Source organism: Arthrobacter sp. NPDC058192 (assembly GCF_042883665.1).
GTDB lineage: Bacteria > Actinomycetota > Actinomycetes > Actinomycetales > Micrococcaceae > Arthrobacter.
The window spans coordinates 43,971-69,127 of sequence record NZ_JBHVVJ010000018.1 but is presented as its reverse complement, the minus strand read 5'-3'; the positions used below and the strand labels follow the sequence as shown (position 1 = coordinate 69,127).

Below are 25,157 nucleotides of genomic sequence, written 5' to 3'. Positions count from 1 at the left end.
GGCAGGCAGCGGCAGTCGGGGCGGGGCATTGTGTGCTTCGGCTAAGGCAGTAGCGATCACGTTCATCAGCGCGGCCCACCATCGGTGCGGCCATCCTCAGCCGGGCCGGGTTCGATGCCTTCCGCCGCGGGATCGGTGACGGCGCGGTTACCGGTCTCGATGGTCACTCCGGCCCGCGCCTGGTACTCAGCAACCAGGGCCAGCAGTTCCTGTCCGCGCGGCCGGCGGCCCGGGCGGATGTCGCAGGACGCGACCTTGGATTCCTGGATCTGGACGTTGGGATCCAGCGTCACACCGAGCAGATCGTTGGCCGCGTCACCGCTGACGACGGCATTATTGCCGACGCCCCAGTGGTAGGGCAGCCCGATTTGATGCACGGTATGACCGCCAACGGCCAGGGGCCTCATCCGGTCAGTGACAAGCACCTTCGCCTCGATGGCGGAGCGGGCCGAGATAATGGTGGCCCACCCGTAGGGCTCAAGTCCGCGCTCGGCAGCCAGTTCGGGCGAGACCTCGCAGAACATCTCCGGCTGCAACTCCGACAGGTACGGGAGCCACCGGCTCATCCCGCCGGCCGTGTGGTGCTCGGTGAGGCGGTACGTGGTGAAGACGTACGGGTAGATGTCCGCGCCACTGGTACCGGCGCTTGGCGCACTGAGGTTGTCCGCGCGGGGGAACACCAGCCGCGCCGGATTTTGCTGTTGCGGGTAAAGCGCGTTGGCCACCGGTGATTCCTGAGCCTCGTAGTGGGTGGGAAGGGGTCCGTCCATGAGGCCCTTCGGCGCGAACAACCAGCCCTTGCCGTCGGCCTGCATGATGAAGGGATCATCTCCGCTGAGCGCGGCCGGTCCACCGACAGAGGGGTCCGGGTGACTGCCCGGTGCCCGGTCAACCGGGAAGTCGGGCACGTCGTCTCCGACCCATTTGCCCTGTTCCTGATCCCACCAAATGTATTTCTTCCGCTCGCTCCACGGTTTGCCGGCGGGGTCTGCCGACGCGCGGTTGTAGAGGATCCGGCGGTTGGCCGGCCATGCCCAGCCCCATTCCGGAGCCGCCGGCCCCTGTTCCTGGCCCGGCTTACGGTTGGCGGCATGGTTGAAGCCGTCGGCGTACACCCCGGTGTAGATCCAACAGCCGGCCGCCGTGGAACCGTCGGCGCGGAGTTCGGTGTATGCGGAGAGGGGTTTGCCGGCGTCGGGACCAGCCAGATGACGGCCGTTAATCTCCGCAAGCACCGCCTCGGCATCCGGATCGCCGTGGTCATCCGTGGGATAGTTCCAGGTCAGATCGAGCAGCGGACGGTCGCGTTCGTCCTCGGAACCGGCCAGCTTCTCCCGGATCCGTTGGCCCAGCTCGTAGAAGAACTGCAGTTCGCTTTGGCACTCCCCGGGCGGCGCCACGGCCTGGTGCCGCCACTGTAGCAGCCGCTGGGTCTGCGTGAACGAGCCGGCCTTCTCCACATGGGTCGCTGCCGGCAGGAAGAACACCTCGGTCTCGATGTCCTCGGTGCGCAGTTCCCCGGATTCGATTTCCGGGCTGTCCTTCCACCAGGTTGCCGACTCGATGAGGTTCAGGTCGCGCACCACGAGCCACTTCAAATGAGACATGCCCAGCCGTTGCATCCGGCCGTGGGCCGAGCCCACGGCAGGATTCTGGCCGAGCAGGAAGTACCCCTCTACCTCGTCCTTGAGCATGCTCATCACCGTCTCATAGGTGCCGTGTGCTCCGGTCAGCCTCGGAAGGTAGTCGTAGGCCCAGTCGTTGTCCGCGTTCGCGGCGTCACCCCACCAGGCCTTGAGCAGGCTGATGGTGTAGGCGTCGGCGTCGGCCCAGAAGCCCTTTTGCTGTTTCGATCCGATAGCTGCCAGATACTCACTGAGGCTGTCATGGCGGCCGGCACTCGGCATGGGCAGGTATCCGGGCAGCAGGTTGAACAAGGTGGGAATGTCCGTTGAGCCCTGGATGCTGGCATGGCCGCGCAGGGCCATGATGCCGCCGCCCGGGCGTCCCACGTTTCCAAGCAGTAGCTGCAGGAGGGCCGCGGCCCGGATGAACTGCGCTCCCAGGGAGTGCTGGGTCCAACCCACGGCGTAGGCAAAGCAGGTGGTCCGCTCACGTCCCGAGTTTTCCGTGATGGTACGGGCAAGATACTCGAAGTCCGCAACGCCGATGCCGCACATGTCCCTGACCATCTCCGGGGTGTAACGGGAGTAGTGGCGCTTTACGATCTGAAAGACGGTGCGGGGGTCCTGCAGGGTGTCGTCACGCTGCACTTCTGCATGCTCCAGAGCCGGGCCGCCGCTGCCGAAGGTGTCGCCGGCAGCACGTGCGGACGCGTCGGCGCCGTGTTCGGAGCGAGGCCCCGGCTCACCAATCGCGCCCTCACCTCGTTCCGCGTAGGCCCACGATGAAGTGTCGTACGCCCCCTTCTCCGGATCGAAACCGGAAAACAGCCCGCCCAGGTCCTCGGCGTCGCGGTAATCCTCGTGGACCAGCGTGGCGGCATTGGTGTACGCGCTGACGTACTCCCTGAACCAGAGGTCCTTGCTGATGACGTAGTTGATAAGGGCGCCCAGAAGCACGACGTCAGAGCCGGCCCGGATCGGGATGTGCTTGTCCGCCACCGCCGAGGTCCGTGTGAACCGGGGGTCGATGTGGATGACCTTCGCTCCGCGCGCCTTCGCCTCCGCGACCCACTGGTATCCCACAGGATGGCACTCAGCCATGTTGGAACCCTGAATGATGATGCAGTCGGCGTTAGCCATGTCTTGCAGTGATTGAGTCGCACCACCGCGTCCAAACGAGGCTCCCAAACTGGGAACCGTGGAGGAGTGTCAAATGCGGGCTTGGTTCTCGATCTGCACTGCCCCGGCAGCCGTGAAGAGTTTCTTGATTAGGTAGTTTTCTTCGTTGTCCAGGGTTGCCCCACCAAGCGAGGCGATGCCCATCGTGCGGCGCAGCAGCCGGCCCTGGTCGTCTTCCTGCTGCCACGTCCTGCGGCGGGTCTCGATAAAGCGGTCCGCCACCATCTCGACCGCTGTTGCCAAATCCAGGTGTTCCCACTCGGTGGAACGCGGCGCACGGTAAAGCACTTTGGTCTGCCGGCCCGGCGAGTTGACCAACTGCTCACTGGCAGAGCCCTTGGGACAAAGCCTGCCTCGGGAGATCGGCGAATCGGGATCGCCCTCGATCTGGACAACCTTCTCGTCCTTGACGTAGACCCGCTGTCCGCATCCCACGGCGCAGTACGGGCACACACTCTGCACGACGCGGTCCGCGGTGGCCGTCCGCGGGGCGATTGCCCTCGTCTGCGGCGAGGTCACTGCCGGCCCGCGGCCCAGCAGGTCGCCCGTACTGAACTGACGGACGACCGGCCATTGAAGAAAACTGCGCCGTGCCATGGCGTCGAGCTTACCCAATCCGAGTCCCAGGCAACAGGGAGACGCGGTGAAATCTGCCGCGCAGACAGCAATCCTGCGAAGCGGACGTCCAGCGCCGCGGATGGTGCTGGGGCTCGGTCGAGAGACGGGCAACGGATGCTCTCGGTCAACCGGGGCCAACCGGCGCTGCCGGCAGCTCCTCCTTTACGCAGGCTTAACCAAAAAGTGCTTGAAAATAAGTAAGCGTGCTGATTAACTCACGAGTACGGGCGGCCAATCCGGCAACGCTCGGCGAAAGGAGTGAAGTCATGGGGATCCTCGGTTGGATCGTGCTTGGGCTTGTTGCGGGAGCCATTGCTAAGGCTATCCTTCCCGGCAGGCAAGGCGGGGGTTGGCTCATAACGCTCGTTCTGGGCGTGGTCGGAGCGATACTCGGCGGATGGATCGGCTCGCTGATCTTCGGCGGAGGCCTGGGCGATTTCTTCGACCTCAGGACGTGGCTGCTCTCCATTCTGGGCGCCATCATTGTGCTGCTGATCTACGGGGCCATCGCTGGCCGCCGTAGCCGGGTCTGAGCCTGCGGTGGCGCGTCCCTGCGGGTCACAGACCCGCAGGGCATGCCTTTGCCGCCGGCCCTGACGCACGGCTCAAGCCCCAAAGGCCGGGCCGGCCGCGGTTGAGAGGTGTCTCATGCGGATAGCGATCACCGGCGCCAGCGGAAACGTCGGGACGGCGCTGTTGCGCCGGCTTCACCGTGCGCGCAGCGAGGGCCATGGGGAGTTGGAATTGGTCGGCCTCAGCCGACGGGCCCCGGACCCCTCCCAAGCGCCCTACGCCGGCGTCCGGTGGCATGAAGCGGACGTCGGCCAGCCCGGCGGAACCGAACTTGAGCGCGCGTTCGCCGGTGCCGATGCGGTGGTTCATTTGGCGTGGCAGATCCAGCCCAACCATGATTTGGCCGACCTGTTCAGGACCAATGTGACTGGGACCGCCAACGTCCTGGACGCGGCCCGGAATGCGGGTGTGGGCCACGTGGTGTGCGCGTCCTCGGTCGGCGCCTACAGCCCGGCCGGCAAGCGGGTCCGGACAAATGAGGCGTGGCCCGCAGAAGGTATCCAGAATGCGCACTACAGCCGCCATAAAGCCGAGCAAGAGCGTCTCCTTGACCGTTTCGCCGGCGCAAACCCCACCGTCACGGTCTCCCGGTTGCGTCCGGGGCTGATTTTTCAGGCGGACGCGGGCGCCGAAATCGGCCGGTATTTTCTGGGGCCCTACATTCCCAAAGCGCTCGCACGCCTGACGTTCCTGCCGCTCGTTCCGATCCCGCCCGAAATCGTCTTCCAGGCCGTACACGCCGACGACGTTGCCGACGCTTATTGGCGTGTGCTGAAGAGTGGTGCCGGCGGGGCGTTCAACATCGCAGCCGAGCCCGTCATCACTCCGGAGATCCTCGCGGGAGTGCTGCGCGCGCGCCGCCTGTTCCCGTTACCTCTCGCCGTGCTCCGCGCGGGAGCGGCTGCATTGTGGCGGCCGCGGCTGCTTGCCGCCGACTCGGGCTGGGTGAACATGGCGGCGGGTGCTCCGGTGATGGACACTTCGCGAGCCAGGGAGGTCCTCGGCTGGGCGCCGCAGCGGACGTCGCTGGACGCCATCGCTGAAGTGTTGGATGCCCTTGCGGCCGGCAGCGGTATACCGGCCTCACCCGTCCTGCGGCCCCGGCGCCGGCTGCTGTCTGGCTAACCCGGCCGCGCGCCCCAGAGGAGAATCATGACCACCCTGAAGGAGCGGCTCCACGCCGACGTCGTGAGCCACATGAAGGACGGCAACAAAGTTGCCCTGACCACGGTGCGTAATGTCCTGGGGGAGATTGAAACCCGCGAAAAATCCGGCAAGACGCCGGTCGTCCTGGACGATGCCCAGGTAACCGCCCTCCTGCAGAAGGAGGCCGCGAAACGCCGCGACACCGCCCGCATCTACGCGGAAGCGGGGCAGGACCAGCGCTCCGCGGCGGAAATAGCCGAGGCGGAGGTCATTGAGGAGTACCTGCCCAAAGCCCTCACCCCGGCCGAGGTCGAGGCGATAGTCGATGAGGTCATCGCCGGGCTGAAGGCCGACGGCGTCGAGCTCGGCCCCCGCCAGCTGGGGGCCGTGATGAAGCCCGTCACCGCCAAGGTCGCGGGGCGCTTTGACGGCAAAGCGGTGAGCGAGCTCGTGAGGCAGCGGCTCGGCCTGGGCTGACCTGAATCCCGGGCATCCTGGCCGGAAACGCGGGATAATGGGAGCATGACCGCACAGGACCAGGACCGGGACCCGTGGGAGGAATTCGACAGGCTAAAGCCCGGCGGACCGGATCGCGTGGCCGGATACCCGGGGGGTGAGCCGCAGGGCTTCGGCTTCCGCACGGGCGTGCGCAGTGCGCGCGTGGCCGCCGGCTTTGCCGTCTACGCCCTGGTCCTTGGCACAGTTTTGGTACTCACCGGCGCCGCCGTGTTCGTCGCCGAGGGGCAATGGCTGATGCTCGGATTCCTGGCGGCGGTCGAGTCGGTATTCATCCTTGCGTTCATGTGGCTGCTGGCACAGGCACGGAACCGTCGCACCCCTCGCTGACAGCCCGCGGGCCGCGGCAGCCCGTCAGAGCCAGCCCTTGCGCTTGAAGATCGCGTACATGAGCGCCGCCGAGCCGGCCATGAGCCCGATTGCCATCGGATAGCCCAGCGCCCAGTGCAGTTCCGGCATGTGGTCGAAGTTCATGCCGTACAGGCCGGCCACAAAGGTCGGGGCGAAGAAGATCGCGGCCCAGGACGAGATCTTCTTGACCTGCTCGTTCTGCTCCGCGCTGGCCTCGTTCTGCCGGTTCGCCGTCAGCGTTCCGTCGAGGGTCAGGGCGTTCTGGAGGATGTCGCGGAAGGAGTCGGCGCGGGAGATCAGACGTTCCACGTGGTCCTCTACGTCGCGCAGGTTGTGCTGCAGATCCTTGTCCACCTGGTACTTCTCGAAGCCCCGGCGGAGCTGCCCGATCATATCCGGCAGCGGATGGATGGCCCGCTGGAACTGGATGACCTCCCGGGCGAGCTCGTAAATCCGCCGCGAGACCTTCGGATCGCCGCTGAAGAGCTGGTCCTCAATCTCATCGATATCGTTCTCCAGCCCGCTGACCACGGGGACGTAGTCATCCACCACCTGGTCCATGAGGGCGTAGAGGACCGCCTCCGGGCCGTGGCGCAGCAGGTCCGGGCGGCGCTCCAGCCGGCGCCGGACCTGGCCGACGACGGCCGACTCCGCGTGCCGGACGGTCACCACGAAATTCCGGCCGGTAAAGATGTGCAGCTCGCCGAACTCCACCGACTCTGATTCGTCCAGGTACCGGGCGGGCCGGAGCACGGTGAAGAGGTTGTCGTCGTAGCGTTCGAGCTTGGGGCGCTGATGAGCGGAGATCGCGTCCTCCACGGCCAGGCCGTGCAGGCCGAACTCCGCGGCCACCGCCGCCATTTCCTCCTCCGTGGGACGGTAGAGGCCGATCCAGGCCATGCCGCCTTGCTCGGTGAGGGACTCAAAGGTCTGCTCAAGGCTTTCGGGCTCGGCGCTCCGGATGCCTTCAACGTATACGGCGTTGTCGATGATAGTCACCGGGCCATTATCCAGCGTCGCCCTGGCGATCAGCGGAAGCGGCCCGGCGCGCGGCCCGGCGCGCGGGCCGGCCGGGGGCCAGTGCGCTGCCCTGGGCGAGCCTGCCGATGAGCGGTTCGGCCCGGTAGGGGATATGGGTGTGCAGGGCCAGGACGGTTTCCGTGCGGATCACGCCCTTGATCCGCAGGATCGACCGGAGGGCCGTCTGGAGGTTGTGGGTGTCCGTCGCCACGACACGGCACCAGACATCGCCCCGGCCGGAGATTTCGTGGACCTCCAGGACCTGGGCGATCAGCCGCAGGGCGCCCACGACGCCGTCGAGCTCGCGGTGGTTGACCTCGATCGTCACGAAGGCGACGACGTCGTAGCCCACCGCTTCCAGATCGATCTCGCGGCCGCCGTCGTGCAGTATGCCCGAGCGCAACATGCGCCGCACGCGCGTCTGGGCGGTGTTCCGGGCGATGCCGAGGGCGTCGCTGAGGTCGCCGATCTGGATCCGCGGATCCCGGATCAGCTCCAGCAGGATCTTCAGGTCGGTAGGGTCCACACTGTTCAAATCATCACTCCGGTTCACTTTAACAGTTCGAGAATGACTGTTTTGCTCAATTTTCGCAGAAAATTTAGCCGCGGGGCTCATTGGTGCCGCATTCTGTAGCTACCAATCTTCGACCGGCCCGCCGTGTTCGCCACAATGAACAGCGGCGGACCGACACCTTGCAAGGGCACGGCCATGACAGTTTTCAATGAACTCCGCATGCGACCGGCCACAGCTGACCGCTGGGCCTGGGATGCATCCACCACCGCGCGGCTCGTCATGGCCGGGGTCGTGATCTTCACGCTGCTCGTCGGTGCGAACCTGGCGACACCGCTGTATCCGCTGCTGCAGGCAAAGCTGGGGATCACGCCCCTCGACGTCACTGTGGCGTTCTCCGCCTACGTCCTGGCGCTCGTGGCCACGCTTGTCCTGGCGGGCCACTGGTCCGACCATATCGGACGCCGGGCGGCCCTGGTGCTGGCCGTCCTGGTGGGTCTGGCCGGCGGCTTTGTCTTCGCCACGGCGGACAGCCTCACGGCGCTCACCGCCGGCAGGGCCCTGCAGGGCATCGCCGTAGCGCTCGCCACCGGAGCGAGTTCCGCCGCCCTCCGCGAGCTCCTGCCCAGCCGGCCGGAATGGGCCTCCCGGTTCACCCTTCTGGCCTCCGCCGGCGGGGTTGCCGCCGGCCCTGTGATCGGCGGCGTCCTTTCGCTCCTGCCCGGCCCGACGTCGACGCCGTACTACCTGCACTCCCTGGTCCTCGCCGCCATGCTGGTGCCGCTTTACCTGCTCAAGGCGCGGCCCGCGATCAGCCTGCATGGCGGCCCGCAGCCGCTGCGGGTCCTGGCGCCGCGGCGGCCGTCGGTCTCCAGCGACGCCCGCGGCGCCTTCTGGCTGGCTTCCTCCGTCGGCTTCCTGAGCTTCACCGTCTTTGGCTTTTGCCTCTCCCTCGCACCGGGCTATTTCGCGCAGATTGTCAATGCGGACTCGCGGCCCCTGATCGGCCTGCTGGCCGGGCTGACGCTGGGTTCCTCGGCCCTGAGCCAACTGCTGGCCGTCCGGGGACGCTTTGCCGTGCCCGTGGGCCTCGCCGTGCTCGGCGTCTCGGTCCTGCTGATCGCCGCCGCTGCCGCCTGGAGCAGCCCGTGGCTGCTGATTTCCGCCAGCGTTGCTGCCGGGGTGGGGCAGGGGATGGCCTTCCGGACTGTCTTCAACGACGTCGCCGGCAAGGTGGAGGCTGCCCGGCACGCCCAGGTCATCAGCACGGTCTACGTCATCACGTACCTCGGCAGCGCCCTGCCGGTGATCGGGTTGGGGCTGGCGGCAGGGCTGGTCGGGCTGCAGACCGCCGTCGCCGGGTTCGTCATGGTGTGCGCTGCCGCCGCGCTTACCCTGGCAGCCATCACGCTGCGGGGCGCACTGCGCCGGCGCGTCTAGCGGGGCAGCACGCCTTACGGCAGCGGGCCGTGGTTGCCCTGGATGTGGTCGAAGACCAGCGTGGTTTCGGTGTGGCCCACGACGGGGTCGGTGGCCAGGTTGTCCAGCACCCAGTCCCGCAGGTCCTCCGTGGTGGCGACTGCGATGTGCAGCAGGTAGTCCACCGAGCCGGACGTGTGGAAGGTCGAGAGCACCGCGGGCAGTTTTGGAACCCGGGCCGTGAAGCGGTCGATCTGCTCGCGGTCGTGGGCGCGGAGCCGCACGGCGATGAGCGCCTGGACCGATCGCCCGATCGCGGACAGGCTCAAATTAGCCTCGAAGCCCTCGATGATGCCGCGCTCCGACAGCGCGCGGGTGCGCATCAACGCCGTCGACGGCGCGATCCCCACCAGCTCCGCCAGCTGCTTGTTCGAGATGCGGGCATCCGCGACCAAGGCAGCGAGCAGGCGCTCGTCGATCGCGTCCAGCGGCTCGCTAGCCCCCGGCCGAACATTCTTCGCGCCAACGTTCACGGATCCTCCTCAAAGTAGTGTCTGTTCATCATAAACGGCTTAAACACGCCGTTCCATTCGCGACCCCTACAAATGCTCGAATTATTGTCTAATGCTTACGGGATTCAATGGCGAATATTCGTAAGGAGTAGAGGTGCTCTCTCAAGATTCAATGGCGGTGCACGCCGGCAGGGACGGCCTGACGCAACTCGGCGTCCACGCGGTGCCGATCGATCTTTCCACCACAGCACCGCTTCCCTCGGTGCACGACGGCGGCCTGGCCTATGAGCACATGGCCACCGGCGGCTCGCACATGGAGGGGCAAAGCACGGTCTACCAGCGGCTGTGGAATCCCACGGTCGCACGCTTCGAGTCGGGCCTCGCCGTCCTGGAAGGGACCCCCGAGTCAGTGGCCTTTGCCACGGGCATGGCGGCCCTCAGCGCGGTGCTCCTGGCAGTGGTGGCGGCGGGCAAGAAGCACGTCGTGGCGGTGCGGCCCCTTTACGGCGGCAGCGACTACCTGCTCGCCTCCGGAGTGCTTGGCAATGAAGTCACATTTACGACGCCGCAGGGCGTGCCGGCGGCCCTCCGGCCGGACACCGGCCTGGTGATCCTGGAGACGCCGGCCAACCCGACCCTCGAGCTTGTCGACATCGCCGAGATGGCCGCCGCCGCGGACGGCGTGCCGCTCCTGGTGGACAACACGTTCGCCAGCCCTGTGCTGCAGCAGCCCTTCAGGCACGGTGCCGCGATGGTGCTGCACAGCGCCACGAAGTTCCTGGGCGGCCACGGCGACGCCATGGGCGGCGTGGTGGCGACGGCCTCCGAATGGGCGGGGCGTCTGCGCCAGATCCGGGCGGTGACCGGTGGCATTCTGACCCCGTGGCCGGCCTACCTTCTCCACCGCGGGCTGGCAACGCTTCCGGTCCGGGTCCGCGCCCAGCAGGCCAGCGCCGAGAAGGTCGCGGTGGCCCTGGCCGGGCACGGACTGGTGAAGCGGGTCTATTTCCTCGGCCTGGCCGAGTGCGATCCGGGGGGCCTCATCGGCACGCAGATGTCCGGACCGGGGTCGCTCCTGGCCTTTGAGCTCACCAGCGCCGGGCACGCGGAGCGGGTCCCGTCCGCCGTCCGCATGATCACCCACGCCGTGTCCCTCGGTGGCATTGACACTCTCATCCAGCACCCGGCGGGGCTAACGCACCGGCCAGTGGAAGCCGGCGCCAAGCCGCACGCGAGCCTGCTGCGGGTCTCGGTGGGGCTGGAGGACCCGGCCGACATCATCGAGGATCTCGTGCAGGCGCTGGAGGCGGCCCACTAGCCCGCGCCGACCGTGGATGCGCGACGGCGGTGATCACCGCCGTCGCGCATGCCAGCCCGATGACCGACAGGGCAAGGGCGGTCCAGCCGAGCCCCTGGAAGACCAGGCCGCCGGCCCAGCCAAGCACGCTGGAGCCGAGGTAGTAGGCGAGGTTGTACAGCGAGGCGGCCTGCGCCCGGCCAGTCGAGGCGATCACTCCGGTCCAGCCTGAACCGATGCTGTGGGCCGCGAAGAATCCGCCGGTGAACACCAGCAGTCCCAGCAGGATCGGGACCAGCAGTTGGGTGAGCGTCAGGGCCAGGCCGGCCGCCATCAGTGCCGTGCCGGCGATCAGGACGCTGCGCCGGCCGAACCGCACAGTCAGCCCCGCTGCCCAGCGCGCCGAGACCGTTCCGGAGAGGTACGCCAGGAAGATCAGGCTGATCGCCGTGGCCGGCAGGCTGAAAGGCTCCCGGGAGAGCCGGAATCCGAGGTAGTTGTAGACGGCCACGAAGCCGCCCATCAGCAGGAAGGCCTGGACGTACAGGGCCAGCAGCCGGGGATTGCGGGAATGGCCGCCGAGTGTCCGCAGCGCCCCCCGGAAGCCGCCCGCCGCCGCGGCCGAGAAACCCTGTGCCCGCGGCACGAGTACGAGGAACAGGACCGCCGCGGCTGTGGCCAGAACGGAGACAGCCAGGGCCGCGGCCCGCCATCCCCACAGTTCGCCGGCCGGTCCGGCGACCAGTCTGCCGGCGAGGCCGCCCAGGGTGGTGCCGGCGACGTAACTTCCGGCCGCGAGGGCGGCGTGGGCCTTATTGACCTCCTCGTTGAGGTACGCGATCGCGATGGCCGGGATGCCGCCCAGGGCCATCCCCTCAAGCATGCGCAGACACAGCAGCACGGGGAAGCTGGAGGCCAGGGGGACCGCCAGGCCCAGGATGGTGGCCGCGGAAATGCCCCACATCATCGCCCGGACACGGCCGATCCGGTCGGCCAGGAAGGACCAGGGGAGGACCGTCGCGGCCAGTCCCACGGTCGCCAGCGAGATCGTCAGCGCGGCCTCGGCAGCCGAAACCTGCAGGTCCGCCGCGAGGAGTGGAAGCACTGCCTGCGTGGAGTAGAGCTGGGCGAAGGTTGCGACGCCGGCGAAGGCAAGCCCGGCGAGAATCCTGCGGTAGGCCTTGGAACCCTTTGGATGGCCGGCCCAGGCGGCGGGTTTCGCCGCACGGGTGGGGCTGGCAGCGGCCGAGGGCAAACGTGGCATGTTTTCAGGGTAGAACCTGCGCAGGAATGCTTCCAATGCATGATTTCCATAGAATAGATAGCAAATATGGAACGATGCCCGCGTGTCCGGCAGTGCCAGGGGAGGTCAGATGGACGTTGAACACAAACAGCTGGTGCAGCTGCTGCCCCTCCTGCCGCTGCTGGCCGAACTCGGCCGCACGGAGCACATTACCGAGACAGCCGAGGTCCTGGGCCTGCCGCAGTCAACGGTGAGCCGGGCGATTGCCCGGGACAGCGCCATCGTGGGGACCGACCTTGTGGTCCGGACGGCCGCGGGGTGCGGCTGACGCCCGCGGCGAAGGCGCTGCTGCCCCATATTGATGCCGCCCTGGGCGAGTTCCAGAGCGGACTGGATATCGTCCGGCACGAGTCCGAAGTGGTCCGCGGCCGGATCGCGATCTCGTTCCAGCACACGTTCGGCGAGGCGATGCTGCCGCTGCTCATCAGTGCGTTCCGGAGCCGGCATCCCCAGACGGCCTTTGACCTCAGCCAGGGCGCCCGGGACGGCTGCCTGGCGGAACTGGCCGCCGGTTCCGCGGACCTGGCGCTCACGGCCCCGGTCGCCGCACCGGGCCGGGCCATCGGCTCGGCGGCACTGTACCGGGAACCGCTCCGACTCGTGGTGCACCACCGGCATCCCCTGGCTGGCCGGGCGCGGACGAGGGTGGCCGACATCCGGCACGAGCCGTTTGTGGCGATGGGTTCCGGGTACGGCATGCGCTCGCTGACCGACGCGTTGTTCCGGGAGGCAGGGTTCCGTCCCCGGATTGCCTTCGAAAGCCAGGACTCGCACACGGCCCGCGGTCTCGTCTCGGCCGGGCTGGGCGTCAGCATCCTGCCGCCCGGCGGCTCGGCCCCTGGCCGCCAACTGCCCGCGGACGGCACGGGATCCAACGACGGCGGGCCGGGGTGGGTGGAGATTCCGCTGGATTCGGCCTTGGCTTTCCGCGAGATCGGCCTCGCGTGGCGCGAACGCCGCGGCACGGCCGATACCGAACCCGACCCGGTGCGGCTGTTCCGCGAACTCGTGCTGCGTGACGGGCCGTCCCTGCTGGCTGGCTTCGTCCGGGAACGCGCGGGAAGCTGAACGACGGCGGCGTGGCGCGCGTCCCGGGTCCCCGCGCGGCGCGTCGCCCGTCCCGGGGGCGGCGGGCGAGGCACAACGCTGGCCCGCTCAGCCCAGAAGCCGCGCCACGATGTCCGCCGCCGGGCCGGACTGTGCCTGCTGCCAGCCCGCGCCAGCCCACAGGTTTAGTCGCTCGGCGTCCCCGGCGGCGGCAGCGGCGGCCCGAATCGGAGCCGTCAGGTGGTGGATGGCAGGGTAGGCCTCCGGCGCCTCGGGATGGTCCCGGACAAATTCGTTCTCCAGGGCTCTGGCCTGCCGCCCGGTGAAGGCACGGGTCAGGCGGGTCCGGGTAAAGTGCGGGTCTGCCAGGGCATCCTTGTGCAACTGCCGGGCCCCGCTTTCATCCGCGCGCACAAAGGCAGTGCCCAGCTGGGCTGCCGCGGCCCCCGCGCGTAGCACGGCGTCGAGCCCGGCGGCGTCCATCACCCCGCCGGCGGCCACGAGCGGGAGGTCGACGGCGGCCCGCACCTCGGCGAGTAACTCCGCCGTCGTGCCGCCCGGCTGGGACCTGCCCTGCTGCGGCCCGGCCGGCCGCACTTCCGGCACGGGAAGGAAGGCCCCGCTGTGCGCGCCGGCGCTGGCGTGCTGCACCACCAGCGCGTTCACGCGTTGTTCGGCCGCCTGCCGGGCCTCGGCCGCGGTGGTGACAGTGGCCAGCACCGCCGACCCAGCCCGCTGCAGGGCGCGGACGACGTCGTGGCCCGGGAGGCCGAAGGTGAAACTGACCAGCTCCACGGGATCCGCCAGCAGGGCATCGACCTTGCCCTGCCACTCGTCATCGTCATCCAGCCGGAACTCGGGGAGCTCCACACCGTAGCGCCGGGCGTCGGACTGCAGCTGCTGGCGGTACGCGCCGAGCTCGGCCAGCAGGGCTGTGGTGGGCGCCAGCTGGGCCGGGTCGGGGACGAAGACATTCATTCCGAACCGGGCACCGGATTCCCGGGTGGTGCGGATTTCCGCCTGCATGGCCGCGACGGTCTTGTAGCCGGCCGCGAGGAAGCCAAGCCCGCCGGCGCGGTGCACGGCCTCGACGAGCGCCGGCGTGGAAGTGCCGCCGGCCATGGGCGCCGCGATGACGGGAGTGCCGAAAACGTCGTGGGGCATTGCAGGCTCCTTGCAGCGATTCAGTAATCTGTTCGGGTGACTAACACTGACAACCCGCCGGCGGCGGACTCCGTTCCATCTTCCACCACCTCGACCGGCGCGGTGGAGGGGGTGGCCGCCCCGGCCGCGGGCGATGCCGCCGCCGATGCGGCCCCGGTCAGGCCCGCATCAGCGGCGAAGGACGCAGTGATCGGGCTGGACATCGGCGGCACCAAGACCCGCGGTGTCCGGTTTGAAGGCGGCGTGCCTGTGGCCGACGAATCGGTGGGCAGCGCCAACGTCCAGAATGTCAGCCCCGAGGAGGCGGCCTTCAACCTGGCGGAGCTCTTCGCCCGGATCGGCGGGGGAGCCGTAGCCCAGGTCTACGCCGGAGCCGGCGGCATCGACACCGACGACGACGCCGCGGCGCTCGCCGCGCTGATTGCCCCCCACGTGCCCGGCGCCCGGATCACCGTGGTCCATGACTCCCGGCTGCTGCTTGCTGCCGGCGGGGCCAGCACCGGCGTCGCCGTGATCGCCGGTACCGGCTCGGCCGCGTGGGGCAGGAACGGCCGCGGCGAGGAAGCCCGGGCCGGGGGATGGGGCTACCTGCTTGGCGACGAAGGCAGCGGCTACTGGCTGGGCCGGGAGGCGGTCCGGCACAGTCTGCGGCGGATGAACCAGGGGCTCGAACCGGACGCCCTCACCACGGCCCTGTTGGCATCCTGCGGCGTGGACCACCCCAACAAGCTGATCGCGCTGTTCCACTCGGCCGGGACCGGACGCCGCTTCTGGGCCCAGCAGGCGCGGCTCGTGGTGGAGGCAGCGGACGCCGGCCACGCACCGAGCCAGGCCCTTGTGGACCAAGCGGCGCGCGACCTGGCGGCCTTGGCCGAGCAGACCGTGCGGCAGCTCGGCATCGAAGGCCCGGTCATCCTGGGGAGCGGCCTCGGCATGAACGTAGTGCGGTTGCAGGACTCGTTCCGCGCGGCACTGGCCGCAGCCGGGATCACCGATGTCCGGGTCCTCCAGCAGGAACCGGTGTTCGGCGTACTCCAGCTGGTGGCTGAACAGGAGTAGCCCGGGAACCCGGCTACTACGCTGAAGGGATGAGCATGCGATTCGACACCCGGCCCGCCGCCTACGCCGTCATCATCCGCAACGCCGAGATCCTCCTGGCGTACTGGAAGCAGGACGGACGTGAAGGCTGGACGCTGCCCGGCGGCGGCCTGGACCTGGCCGAACACCCGGTGGACGGGTGCCGCCGCGAGATCCACGAGGAGACCGGTTACGACGCCGAGGTCGGCCCCATGCTGGGGATCGACGTCGGGCACTGGCCCGCCGAGGTCCGGCTCGACGGCGGCGAGCGGGACTTCCAGTCGCTGCGGCTGGTCTACGAGGCGACGATCACCGGCGGGGAACTGCGCCACGAGATCAACGGGAGCACCACGCACGCGGCCTGGATCCCGCTGGAGGAGGTCGCGGACCTGAACCGGGTCTCGCTGGTGGACGCGGGACTGCGCCTGTACCGCGAGAGGCCGCTCAACGGAAAGCTTTCCGGATAATTCCCTAGCCAGGCGTGAGCCCCTTGGCTATCCTGTAGGAACTGCGGGTCCAGCCCGCAGCCAGGCCCCTCGCCGGGGCAACCGAGCATGCCGGCAAACTCAGCCGGAAAACGACGGGAGGTGGAAGCAATGAATGCGATATTCCTGAGCGCGCAGCGCACCGATACCAGCCATGTCATTACTCCTGCCCCCTCCCGCAGCGCAGCCTAGCCCCTCCGAACACGGCCTAGCCTCCCAACGCCAGGCAGCACACATCCGCGGCAGCACTCGCCGCATCACCCCCCTGCGCCGCACCCCGGGGCCCCATCAAAGGGTTTCCGTTGACCATTAATGCTGCACCCTCGGGCGCCCAGGGCGCCTTTGATACCACTTCACCTAGCACCACTCCTTCACCTAGCACCACTCCGTCGGGTCCCGCCCAGTCCCGCGGACCCGGTCCCGCTGGGAACAACGACAACTGCGGCGCCACCGCTGTGGGTCCGGTCCGCTACGGCTACACCGCAGAGGTCGCGGAGCGCTTCGCGGCCCACCCGTTGGCGGGAGGCCACCGGCCCGGGCGCGTCACCCGGGTGGACCGCAACCTGGTCCTGGTGGCCGACGCCGACGGCTCCGCCCACCTGCCCTACCCCCGCGGCGGGGAGCTTCCAGCCACCGGGGACTGGGTATGGGTCGGCCGGAACGCGGCACGGGAGCCCGCCATCGTGGGCATCCTGCCGCGCCGGTCGGAACTGAGCCGCAAACGTGCCTTTGAGGCGTCCTCCGAGGCGCAGGTGCTTGGCGCCAACGTGGACGTGGTCGGCGTCGTCGTTCCGGTGGACCGTCCGCTGACGCATAACCGGCTGGAACGGACCCTGGTCGCCGCGTGGGACTCGGGCGCCACTCCGCTGGTGATCATCACCAAGGCCGACCTCACGAACGTGGCGGACGACGTCGTCGGAACTGTCGTGCGCCAGGCGGCCGGCGTCGCCGTCGTCACCACCTCGGCAGAGCATGGCGACGGCCTCGATGAACTGCTCCGGCATGTGCCGACCGGCGGCACCCTGGTGCTGCTGGGTCCGTCGGGCGCCGGCAAATCGACACTCATCAACGCCTTGGCCGGCGTTGCCGCCCAGGAGACCGGGGCCGTGCGCGCCGGCGACGGCAAGGGCCGGCACACCACCACCTCCCGCGAGCTCGTGCCGCTGCCCGGCGGCGCCGTCCTGATGGACACGCCCGGAGTGCGGGGCTTCGGGATCTTCGACGCTGAGGACGGCATGGAGGAGATGTTCGGCGACCTCGAGGAGCTCTTCGGGCAGTGCCGCTTCTCCGACTGCGCGCACAACCGCGAGCCCGGCTGCGCCATCCAAGCCGCGGTCGCCGACGGCGTCCTCGAGGAGCGCCGCTGGGCCAGCTACCTGAAGCTGCAGCGCGAACTCGCCGCCCTGGCCCGCCGCCATGACGCTGCAGCACGGCGGGCCTACCAACGCGAATGGCACCAGAAAATCGCGGTGGAGGGCAAGAGCCAGCGCTCAGCCGAACGGGACAGCCACGAAAACGCGCAAGAACGCGTCAGGGGGAACCGTCACGGCAAGGGGGACCGCAGCGGCAGGAAGGGCCGGGGGAGGCCCCGCTGAGGCCCGGTGCGGCTCGGCACCGTCCGGCGGGAAGCCTCTCCGGCGTCCTACCCATCCGAAATCGTTGTGTTTCCGAAGCCTTACAGGAGCCACGGCGCCGCTGACATTGTCATGGGTGCTGGTTAGTCTAGGTGCTAACTGCTTTATGGCCAGTCCACTGCCGATCAGTGGGCCGGTCCCACCGATGTTGCCGCCAACAGTTAGGTAAGCCCGGAAATGGCCGAAGCCATGATCGAGTTCCAGAACGTCACGAAGCAGTACCAGGGCGGCCAGGCCGCCGTTGACGGGCTGACCATGTCCATCGACAAGGGCGCCATCACGGTCTTCGTCGGACCCTCCGGCTGTGGAAAGACTACCTCCCTGCGGATGATCAACCGCATGGTCGAGCCCACGTCCGGCACCATCACTGTTGGCGGGGCCGACGTCACCTCGATGCCGGCGGCGCAGTTGCGGCGGTCCATGGGCTACGTCATGCAGTCATCCGGTTTGATGCCGCACCGCTCCGTGCTGGACAACATCGCCACCGTGCCCCGGCTTAACGGCGTGTCCAAGGCGGATGCCCGCAAGCGCGCGCAGGAGCTGCTCGACGTCGTCGGGCTGGACTCATCGCTTGGGAGGCGTTACCCGTCCCAGCTGTCCGGGGGCCAGCAGCAGCGCGTCGGCGTCGCCCGGGCGCTCGCGGCCGATCCGCCCGTCCTGCTGATGGACGAGCCCTTCAGCGCCGTGGACCCCGTGGTCCGCGATGAACTCCAAAAGGAGCTGCTCCGGCTCCAGCACGACTTGGCCAAGACGATTGTCTTCGTCACCCACGACATTGACGAGGCCACCGTCCTGGGCGACAAAGTGGCCGTGTTCGGCCTCGGCGGCAAACTGGCGCAGTACGCCGCCCCCCAGGACATCCTGCGGGCACCGGCGAGCGAATTCGTCGCCTCCTTCGTGGGCCGCGACCGCGGGTTCCGGCACCTTGCCTTCAGTCCGTCCGACGGCGTCACCATCCACCCCGTCTCCACGGTCACGCCCGGACAGCTCCAGACCGAAGGCGGCTCCGGGGAGTGGCAGCTGGTGGTCGACGACGCGCTCCGTCCGCTGGGCTGGGCCGGCCCCGGCAAAGGCGCGGAAATCGTTCCCGGCGGCTCCCTCTTCCGCAAGGGGGACACGCTCCGACGGGCCCTGGACGCGGCCCTGTCCTCCCCGTCGGGCCTGGGCGTCGCCGTCGATGACGAGGGACGGACGGCAGGGGTCATTGCCGCGGCCGAGGTCTTCGCCGTGATCGAATCGGACCGCAGCGTCCGGCACGGGGGGCTCTGATGGAATGGTTCCTGGCCAACAGCGGGTATGTCTTCACCCTTGCCGGCCAGCATCTTGTCCTCGCCGTCCTGCCGATGGTCCTGGGCCTGGTGATCTCCATCCCGCTGGCACAGTTCGCCCGGCAGGGCCGTGCCCGACGCTCCGCCGTGCTCACCGGGTCCTCGCTGTTGTACACAATTCCGTCGCTGGCGCTTTTCATCATCCTGCCGACCATCCTCGCAACCCGGATATTGGATCCCGTCAACGTGGTGGTCGCCCTGACCATTTACGCTGTGGCGCTGCTGGTCCGCGCTGCCCTGGACGCCTTCGATTCGGTGGATGAGGACCTCCGCCAGGCCGCGGCCGCCATGGGCTTCAAACCATTCGCCAGGTTCGTCCAGATTGACCTGCCGCTGTCCCTCCCGGTGATGTTCGCCGGGCTGCGGGTGGTCTCCGTCAGCAACATTTCGCTGGTCAGCGTCGCGGCCCTGCTGGGGATCGGGAACCTCGGGATGCTCTTCACTTCGGGCCTGCAGCGGGACTTCGTCACTGAAGTAGTGGTGGGCATCATCGCGATCCTGATTCTCGCGCTCTTCATGGACGCCGTCCTGGTGCTGCTGGAACGTCTGCTGACGCCGTGGACTCGGGCGTCCCGGCCGGCCGGGACCACGAAACCCGGTGCAGGGGACGAGGCGTCCGGTCACGGCGTGTCCGGTGATGGGGCGCCCGGTCCGCTGGGCGCCGCGGGGCTCCCCTCCGCGGCCAAGGCAGGGGGCGCGGCATGAACAACGTCGTCACGGACACCTTCGCCTGGCTCACAGATCCGGAAAACTGGAGCGGCAGCAGCGGGATTCCGGTCCGGCTGGCCGAGCATCTGGCGTACACGGGGCTCGTTATGGTGATTGCCTTGGCTATCGCGGTGCCGGTGGGACTCTACGTGGGCCACACGGGCCGCGGGCGGGTCGCCGTCGTGGCGTTCGCCGGCGCACTGCGTGCCCTACCCACCCTGGGCCTGCTCACCCTGTTCGTCCTGCTGGCGGGGATCGGGCTGATGCCGCCGATCTGGGCGCTCGTCATCCTGACGGTCCCGCCCCTGCTCGCCGGCACGTACGCGGGGATTTCCAGCGTCGATAAGAACGTGGTGGACGCCGCCCGCGCCATGGGCATGACCGAATGGCAGGTGCTGTTCCGCGCAGAGTTCCCGAACGCCCTGCCCGTGATGTACGGCGGGTTCCGGACGGGGGTGCTGCAGGTGATCGCCACCGTCTCGGTGGTGGCATACATCAACCTCGGCGGCCTGGGCCGCTACCTGTTTGACGGCCTGGTACTGTCCGACTTCCCGCAGATGCTCGGCGGCTCCCTGCTGATCGCGGCTCTGGCCATCGCCGTCGACCTTGTCCTTGCCCTCATCCAGAGGCTGTTCCTGTCACGGGGCGCCTCTGCCCAGTCGAACCGCCGCCAGCAGGCTGCGGTTGATCTCACAGACTCCGTCTACACGGAGACTGCCGTTCAAGGAGGTACGTCATGAAGGAATCCCGCCAACGAACCCTTGGCAGGCGCGCATTCGGCGGCCTGGCCGCCGGCGTCGGCCTGGCCATGGCCCTGTCCGCCTGCGGGGGCTCATCCAACCCGCTGAGCTCGGCACCCGCGAGCAGCGGCGCCCCAGCTTCCGGCGGCGCCCTGGTGATCGGCTCCGCAGACTTCCCCGAGAGCCAGATCCTGGCCGAGGTCTATGCCGGCGCCCTGAATGGCGCGGGTGTCACCGCCAGCACCAAGCCGAATATCGGCTCCCGCGAGGTCTACTTCAAGGCCGTCCAGGACGGGTCGGTCGACGTCGTTCCCGACTACAGCGGCAACCTGCTGCTGTACGTGAACAAGGACGCCACCGAGGTCTCCGCCGACGACATCGCGAAGGCGCTCCCGACCAAACTTCCGCAGGGCCTGGCCGTGCTGGACGCTTCCAAGGCCGAGGACAAGGACGCCATGGTGGTCACCAAGGCCACGGCCGAAAAGAACCAACTGAAGTCCATCGAAGACATGGCGAAGGTCTGCAGCGAGATGGTCCTCGGCGCCCCGGCGACCTTCGCCGAACGCGCCTACGGGCTGCCCGGCCTGAAGAAGAACTACAACTGCGTGCCGAAGAAACTCGAGCCGTTCAGCGACGGCGGCGGCGCCGTCACGCTCAAGGCCCTGCTCTCGGACCAGGTCCAGGTGGCGGACATCTACACCACCACCCCGTCCATCCCGGACAACGACCTTGTGGTGCTGGAGGACCCGAAGAACAACTTCATCGCCCAGCAGGTACTCCCGCTCTACAACACGGCCAAGATGACGGACAAGGCGAAGGAAACCCTCAACGCCGTGTCCAAGGTCCTCACCACGGAAGACCTCATCAACCTCAACCGTGCCGTCAGCGGCAGCCAGAAGCAGAACCCGAAAGACGCCGCTGATGCGTGGCTGAAGGAGAAGGGTCTGGTCAAGCAGTAGCCGCGAGCCGGCGGCCGGGCCGCGGGCCCGGCCGCCGGCGTCGTTGTCAATGCGAAGCCCGCTTGTGAGCCATGTCTCAACGGGAGAACATCCTTCATATGGCATATTTGATGAATGGCAGAATTCAAGCAGTCCACCAAGCTACATAATGTCCTTTACGACATCCGTGGACCGATTCTTCAGGCCGCCCAGCAGATGGAGGCGGAGGGTCACCGCATCCTCAAACTGAACATCGGAAACCCGGCCCCTTTCGGGTTTGAAGCACCGGACGCGATCCTGGTGGACATGATCCGCCACCTGCCCCATGCCCAGGGCTACAGCGACTCCCGCGGCATCTTCTCTGCACGCACCGCCGTCTCGCAGTACTACCAGACCCGCGGAATCCAGAACATCCATGTCGATGACATCTATCTCGGCAACGGCGTCAGTGAACTGATCACGATGTCGCTCATGGCACTGCTCGACGACGGCGACGAAGTCCTGATCCCCACCCCGGACTACCCGCTGTGGACTGCCTCGGTTGCCCTGGCCAGCGGCAAACCCGTGCACTACCTCTGTGACGAGGAGTCCGGCTGGCAGCCCGACCTTGAGGACATGGAAGCGAAGATCACCCCCCGCACAAAGGGCATCGTGGTGATCAACCCGAACAACCCGACCGGGGCGGTGTATCCGGAGGCGACGCTGAAGAAGATCGTCGCCCTGGCCGAGAAGCACGGCCTCGTGCTGTTCGCCGACGAAATCTACGAGAAGATCCTTTACGAAGACGCGGTGCACGTAAACCTCGCCTCGCTCACCGGTGACGACGTCCTGTGCCTGACCTTCAGCGGGCTTTCCAAGGCCTACCGGGTCTGCGGATTCCGGGCCGGCTGGATGGCCATCTCCGGGCCGAAGAAGAGCGCCGCGGACTACCTCGAGGGCATCAACCTGCTCGCCAACATGCGCCTGTGCGCCAATGTGCCGGCCCAGCATGCCATCCAGACTGCCCTCGGCGGCTATCAAAGCATCAATGACCTGATCCTGCCGGGCGGACGCCTGCTCGAGCAACGAAACAAGGCCTACGAGATGCTCAACGCCATCCCCGGCGTCAGCACGCAGCAGGCCCGCGGGGCCATGTACCTGTTCCCGCGGCTGGACCCTGAGGTCTACCACATCCGCGACGACGAGAAATTCGTCCTGGATTTGCTCCGCGAGCAGAAAATCCTCCTTTCCCACGGCAGGGCATTCAACTGGGTCCGGCCGGACCACTTCCGGATGGTGACCCTGCCCAACGTCAAGGACCTCGAGGAAGCAATCAACCGGATGGCGGACTTCCTGAGCCGGTACAAGGGGAACTAGGCTTCGGTCAGCAGCGCAACGAGGCTTTCGCCTCGGGACCACGGCTGCACCGACCGGAAAGAGGCATTGATGGCAAACTCCGCGACATTCGATGACCATCCCTCGAAGCTCCTGGGAGTCGGGAAGGGCTTCAGCCTGGAGAACCTGGACCCAGGCTCGACGCCCGGCTTCGACGGCGACAAGCCCGACGGCGAGCAGCTGCTGGAGGAGCTGGACGGCAAGCTCGCCGAGCTGCAGGAACAGCTCTTCGCGGAGTCCCGCTTCGGGGGGACCAAACGGATCCTGCTGATCCTGCAGGCCATGGACACCGCGGGCAAGGGCGGCATAGTCACGCATGTCATGGGCGCCATGAATCCGCACGGTGTGCAGATGAAGTCCTTCAAGGCGCCCACTCCGGAGGAGAAGTCGTACGACTTTTTGTGGCGGATCGAGAAGGAAGTGCCGGGCGCCGGGATGGTCGGGGTCTTCGACCGCTCACACTACGAGGACGTCCTGATTCACCGCGTCCACCGCTGGGCCAGCCCCGAGGAACTGGAACGCCGGTACCAGGCCATCAACGAGTTTGAAGCCCGCCAGACCGCGGCCGGGACCAAGATCGTCAAGGTGATGCTGCACATCAGCCGCGACGAGCAGAAGGAGCGGCTGCTGGCCCGGCTGGAGAACCCCGCCAAACAATGGAAGTACAGCGGCGGCGACCTGAAGGAACGGGCCTTTTGGGCGGACTACATGGACGCCTATCAGAAGGCTATCGACAGGACCAGCACCGAGCACGCCCCGTGGCACGTCGTCCCCGCCAACAAAAAATGGTACGCCCGCATCGCCGTTCAGCAGCTGCTCCTGGAAGCCCTCCAAAGCATGGAACTTAAGTGGCCGGTTCCGGAGTTCGACGTCGACATGGAACGCGAACTGGTGCGGCGGTCCTGAACTGGGGTCCTGAACATCGGTCCTGAAGACTGGGGCTGAGGACCGGGGTGCCTAGCTCTTCTCCGCCGCGTGCTCGCGGGCCGCGGCCAGCCTCTTGCGGGCGCCCTCCAGCCACTGTTCGCAGCGCTTGGCCAGCGCCTCGCCGCGTTCCCAGAGGGCGAGTGACTCCTCCAGGCTGGCGCCGCCGGCTTCCAGCTTGCTGACCACGCCTACCAGCTGCTCGCGGGCGTCCTCGTAGCTCAGTGCTTCGATGTCGCCGTTCGGAATCGGTTCTGCTGCCACGGGGGCCTCCTTGAATGTCGGGGTGCTGATGGATGTAACGGGGCGGGTGCTGGCCTGGGTCACTCTGCGGCCCGCTCCTGGCCGCCGGTCGACTGCGCGGTGAAGCGGCCCCCGGCTACCCGGACGGTGAGGTCCGTGCCGGCGGGCGCCTGCGCCGGGTCCCGCACCACGTCCCGGTGCGTGCCCGGGCCGGCTGTGGAGTCGGCTGCTGAGGCCGCCAGCTGGACCACCGCATAGCCGCGGTCGAGTGTTTTTTGCGGAGAGAGCGCCCGCACCTGGGCCTTGAGGTGGACGAGCTGGTCCGCGGCCCGCACCACGGCGGTGCTGACGGCCGAGTACGAGCGGACCTTGAGCCGTTCGACGTCCTCGTGGCGATGGGTGATCATGACGTCGGGGGACAGCAGGACCGGGCGGGAGCGCAGGGACGCCAGCCGGTCGCCCTCGCGCTCCACGAGCCGGGTGACGCCGCGCCGGAGATGATCGCGCGCCTGCCTGACCCGGGCAAGTTCCTCGGCCACATCCGGAACGATCCTCTTCGCGGCGTCCGTAGGGGTTGAAGCCCTGAGGTCGGCGACGTCGTCCAGGATCGGCCGGTCGGCTTCGTGCCCGATGGCGCTGACGACGGGCGTCGACGCGTCCGAGACGGCCCGGATGAGTTCCTCACTGCTGAAAGGCAACAGGTCCTCGAGGGCGCCTCCGCCGCGGGCAATGACGATGACGTCGACCTCGGGCCGGGCGTCGAGCTCCCGCAACGCCGCGACCACTTGGGCGACGGCGGTGTTGCCCTGGACCGCGACTTCGCGGATCTCGAACTCGACGGCGGGCCAGCGCAGCGCCGCGTTGCGCAGCACATCCTTCTTGGCATCGGAATCCCGCCCGGTGATCAGTCCGATCCGGTGCGGGAGCAGGGGGAGCCGTTTCTTGCGGGAGTCGGCAAAGAGCCCTTCCGCCGCGAGGGCCTGGCGCAGCCGCTCTATCCTCGCCAGGAGATCGCCCAGCCCCACTGGGCGGATGTCCTTCACCGACATGTTCAGCCGGCCCGTCTTGAGCCAGAATTCGGCCTTGATCAGCGCCACAACCCGGGAGCCGCGCTCCAGCGGAACGTCCTGGCGGTCCAATACCGTAGTCCAGACCGAGCCCGGCAACGAGATCTCGGCGTCGATATCGCGCAACGTCAGGTAGGCGTTGCTGCCGCGCCGGTTCAGCTCGATCACTTGCCCCTCGACCCACGCCGAGGGGGCGCGGTCGATATGCATCTTGAGCTTCTGGGACAGCAGCTGCAGCGGCCAAGGGTTGTCCGGGCTGGTTTGAGCCGCAGTGGCCGGTAGCGTGGTGGCTGCCGCCGCGTTCTCAGGCATGGGTGGTCTCCGGGGCGGAGTGTGCCTTGTGCATATGCGTGCGTGT

Annotated in this window: 23 protein-coding genes and 1 pseudogene; 16 read left to right on the top strand and 8 right to left on the bottom strand. The window is 68.0% G+C overall.

Annotated elements, in window-relative coordinates; translation table 11 throughout:
- Positions 1 to 65: 65 nt before the first annotated feature.
- A complete protein-coding gene (gene fdh / locus ACFVVK_RS17370) occupies positions 66 to 3,401 on the bottom strand; it encodes a formate dehydrogenase (protein ID WP_390269655.1) in 3,336 nt (1,111 codons plus the stop codon).
- Between the two features lie 287 nt (positions 3,402 to 3,688).
- Between fdh and ACFVVK_RS17365 the strand changes: the two genes are divergently transcribed.
- From ACFVVK_RS17365 to ACFVVK_RS17350, 4 genes are all read left to right on the top strand, one after another.
- Positions 3,689 to 3,955 carry a GlsB/YeaQ/YmgE family stress response membrane protein gene (locus ACFVVK_RS17365; protein ID WP_390269652.1) on the top strand — a complete coding sequence of 89 codons (267 nt, stop codon included), beginning with the start codon at positions 3,689 to 3,691 and terminating at the stop codon, positions 3,953 to 3,955.
- Between the two features lie 115 nt (positions 3,956 to 4,070).
- Entirely contained in the window at positions 4,071 to 5,120 is a 1,050-nt protein-coding gene (locus tag ACFVVK_RS17360; RefSeq protein ID WP_390269650.1) for an NAD-dependent epimerase/dehydratase family protein, read from the top strand.
- A gap of 27 nt (positions 5,121 to 5,147) precedes the next feature.
- On the top strand, positions 5,148 to 5,618 hold the full coding sequence (locus ACFVVK_RS17355; protein WP_390269647.1) for a GatB/YqeY domain-containing protein: 471 nt from the start codon (positions 5,148 to 5,150) through the stop codon (positions 5,616 to 5,618).
- A gap of 45 nt (positions 5,619 to 5,663) precedes the next feature.
- Entirely contained in the window at positions 5,664 to 5,987 is a 324-nt protein-coding gene (locus ACFVVK_RS17350; RefSeq protein ID WP_390269644.1) for a hypothetical protein, read from the top strand.
- Positions 5,988 to 6,011: 24 nt separating this feature from the next.
- Here the strand turns inward: ACFVVK_RS17350 and corA are convergent, their stop codons facing one another.
- The gene (corA, locus tag ACFVVK_RS17345) at positions 6,012 to 7,007 is read right to left on the bottom strand and encodes a magnesium/cobalt transporter CorA (protein WP_390269641.1); all 996 of its coding nucleotides are present in this window, start codon (positions 7,005 to 7,007) and stop codon (positions 6,012 to 6,014) included.
- A 7-nt stretch (positions 7,008 to 7,014) separates the two neighbouring features.
- On the bottom strand, positions 7,015 to 7,563 hold the full coding sequence (locus ACFVVK_RS17340; RefSeq protein ID WP_390269638.1) for an Lrp/AsnC family transcriptional regulator: 549 nt from the start codon (positions 7,561 to 7,563) through the stop codon (positions 7,015 to 7,017).
- Between the two features lie 174 nt (positions 7,564 to 7,737).
- On the opposite strand from ACFVVK_RS17340, the gene ACFVVK_RS17335 reads away from it, so the two are divergent.
- Positions 7,738 to 8,979, top strand: a complete 1,242-nt coding sequence (locus ACFVVK_RS17335; RefSeq protein WP_390269635.1) for an MFS transporter — start codon at positions 7,738 to 7,740, stop codon at positions 8,977 to 8,979.
- A 14-nt stretch (positions 8,980 to 8,993) separates the two neighbouring features.
- Here ACFVVK_RS17335 and ACFVVK_RS17330 read toward each other — a convergent pair whose 3' ends face one another.
- Entirely contained in the window at positions 8,994 to 9,491 is a 498-nt protein-coding gene (locus ACFVVK_RS17330) for an Lrp/AsnC family transcriptional regulator (RefSeq protein WP_390269632.1), read from the bottom strand.
- Between the two features lie 151 nt (positions 9,492 to 9,642).
- Between ACFVVK_RS17330 and ACFVVK_RS17325 the strand changes: the two genes are divergently transcribed.
- Positions 9,643 to 10,788, top strand: coding sequence for a trans-sulfuration enzyme family protein (locus tag ACFVVK_RS17325; RefSeq protein WP_390269793.1), 1,146 nt, complete (start codon positions 9,643 to 9,645; stop codon positions 10,786 to 10,788).
- Here the strand turns inward: ACFVVK_RS17325 and ACFVVK_RS17320 are convergent.
- Complete coding sequence (locus ACFVVK_RS17320; protein ID WP_390269626.1) at positions 10,748 to 12,031, bottom strand: MFS transporter; 1,284 nt, start codon at positions 12,029 to 12,031, stop codon at positions 10,748 to 10,750. The two genes, ACFVVK_RS17325 and ACFVVK_RS17320, sit on opposite strands and share 41 nt — an antisense overlap.
- Before the next feature lie 109 nt (positions 12,032 to 12,140).
- On the opposite strand from ACFVVK_RS17320, the pseudogene ACFVVK_RS17315 reads away from it, so the two are divergent.
- Positions 12,141 to 13,138 (top strand): annotated as a pseudogene (locus ACFVVK_RS17315) (LysR family transcriptional regulator).
- Between the two features lie 87 nt (positions 13,139 to 13,225).
- Here ACFVVK_RS17315 and ACFVVK_RS17310 read toward each other — a convergent pair.
- Positions 13,226 to 14,281: a nitronate monooxygenase gene (locus ACFVVK_RS17310; RefSeq protein ID WP_390269623.1), complete on the bottom strand. Its 1,056-nt coding sequence runs from the start codon at positions 14,279 to 14,281 to the stop codon at positions 13,226 to 13,228.
- 36 nt (positions 14,282 to 14,317) lie between these two features.
- On the opposite strand from ACFVVK_RS17310, the gene ACFVVK_RS17305 reads away from it, so the two are divergent.
- The 9 genes from ACFVVK_RS17305 (at position 14,318) to ACFVVK_RS17265 (ending at position 23,471) form a co-directional block, all read left to right on the top strand.
- The gene (locus ACFVVK_RS17305; RefSeq protein WP_390269620.1) at positions 14,318 to 15,340 is read left to right on the top strand and encodes an N-acetylglucosamine kinase; all 1,023 of its coding nucleotides are present in this window, start codon (positions 14,318 to 14,320) and stop codon (positions 15,338 to 15,340) included.
- A gap of 29 nt (positions 15,341 to 15,369) precedes the next feature.
- On the top strand, positions 15,370 to 15,825 hold the full coding sequence (locus tag ACFVVK_RS17300; protein ID WP_390269618.1) for an NUDIX hydrolase: 456 nt from the start codon (positions 15,370 to 15,372) through the stop codon (positions 15,823 to 15,825).
- Between the two features lie 320 nt (positions 15,826 to 16,145).
- Positions 16,146 to 17,438, top strand: coding sequence for a ribosome small subunit-dependent GTPase A (gene rsgA, locus ACFVVK_RS17295; protein WP_390269615.1), 1,293 nt, complete (start codon positions 16,146 to 16,148; stop codon positions 17,436 to 17,438).
- A gap of 216 nt (positions 17,439 to 17,654) precedes the next feature.
- Positions 17,655 to 18,746: an ABC transporter ATP-binding protein gene (locus ACFVVK_RS17290; protein WP_390269612.1), complete on the top strand. Its 1,092-nt coding sequence runs from the start codon at positions 17,655 to 17,657 to the stop codon at positions 18,744 to 18,746.
- The gene (locus ACFVVK_RS17285; RefSeq protein ID WP_390269609.1) at positions 18,746 to 19,510 is read left to right on the top strand and encodes an ABC transporter permease; all 765 of its coding nucleotides are present in this window, start codon (positions 18,746 to 18,748) and stop codon (positions 19,508 to 19,510) included. The genes ACFVVK_RS17290 and ACFVVK_RS17285 overlap by 1 nt, the downstream gene beginning before the upstream one ends.
- A complete protein-coding gene (locus ACFVVK_RS17280; RefSeq protein WP_390269606.1) occupies positions 19,507 to 20,253 on the top strand; it encodes an ABC transporter permease in 747 nt (248 codons plus the stop codon). Before ACFVVK_RS17285 ends, ACFVVK_RS17280 begins: the two co-directional genes overlap by 4 nt.
- A complete protein-coding gene (locus tag ACFVVK_RS17275; RefSeq protein ID WP_390269603.1) occupies positions 20,250 to 21,212 on the top strand; it encodes an ABC transporter substrate-binding protein in 963 nt (320 codons plus the stop codon). The genes ACFVVK_RS17280 and ACFVVK_RS17275 overlap by 4 nt, the downstream gene beginning before the upstream one ends.
- 114 nt (positions 21,213 to 21,326) lie before the next feature.
- On the top strand, positions 21,327 to 22,547 hold the full coding sequence (locus ACFVVK_RS17270; protein WP_390269600.1) for a pyridoxal phosphate-dependent aminotransferase: 1,221 nt from the start codon (positions 21,327 to 21,329) through the stop codon (positions 22,545 to 22,547).
- Between the two features lie 69 nt (positions 22,548 to 22,616).
- Complete coding sequence (locus ACFVVK_RS17265; protein WP_390269597.1) at positions 22,617 to 23,471, top strand: polyphosphate kinase 2 family protein; 855 nt, start codon at positions 22,617 to 22,619, stop codon at positions 23,469 to 23,471.
- A 51-nt stretch (positions 23,472 to 23,522) separates the two neighbouring features.
- Here ACFVVK_RS17265 and ACFVVK_RS17260 read toward each other — a convergent pair whose 3' ends face one another.
- Both ACFVVK_RS17260 and xseA read right to left on the bottom strand, forming a co-directional pair.
- Positions 23,523 to 23,753, bottom strand: coding sequence for an exodeoxyribonuclease VII small subunit (locus tag ACFVVK_RS17260; protein WP_390269594.1), 231 nt, complete (start codon positions 23,751 to 23,753; stop codon positions 23,523 to 23,525).
- A 59-nt stretch (positions 23,754 to 23,812) separates the two neighbouring features.
- Positions 23,813 to 25,111, bottom strand: a complete 1,299-nt coding sequence (gene xseA / locus ACFVVK_RS17255; protein ID WP_390269591.1) for an exodeoxyribonuclease VII large subunit — start codon at positions 25,109 to 25,111, stop codon at positions 23,813 to 23,815.
- Positions 25,112 to 25,157: the final 46 nt, after the last annotated feature.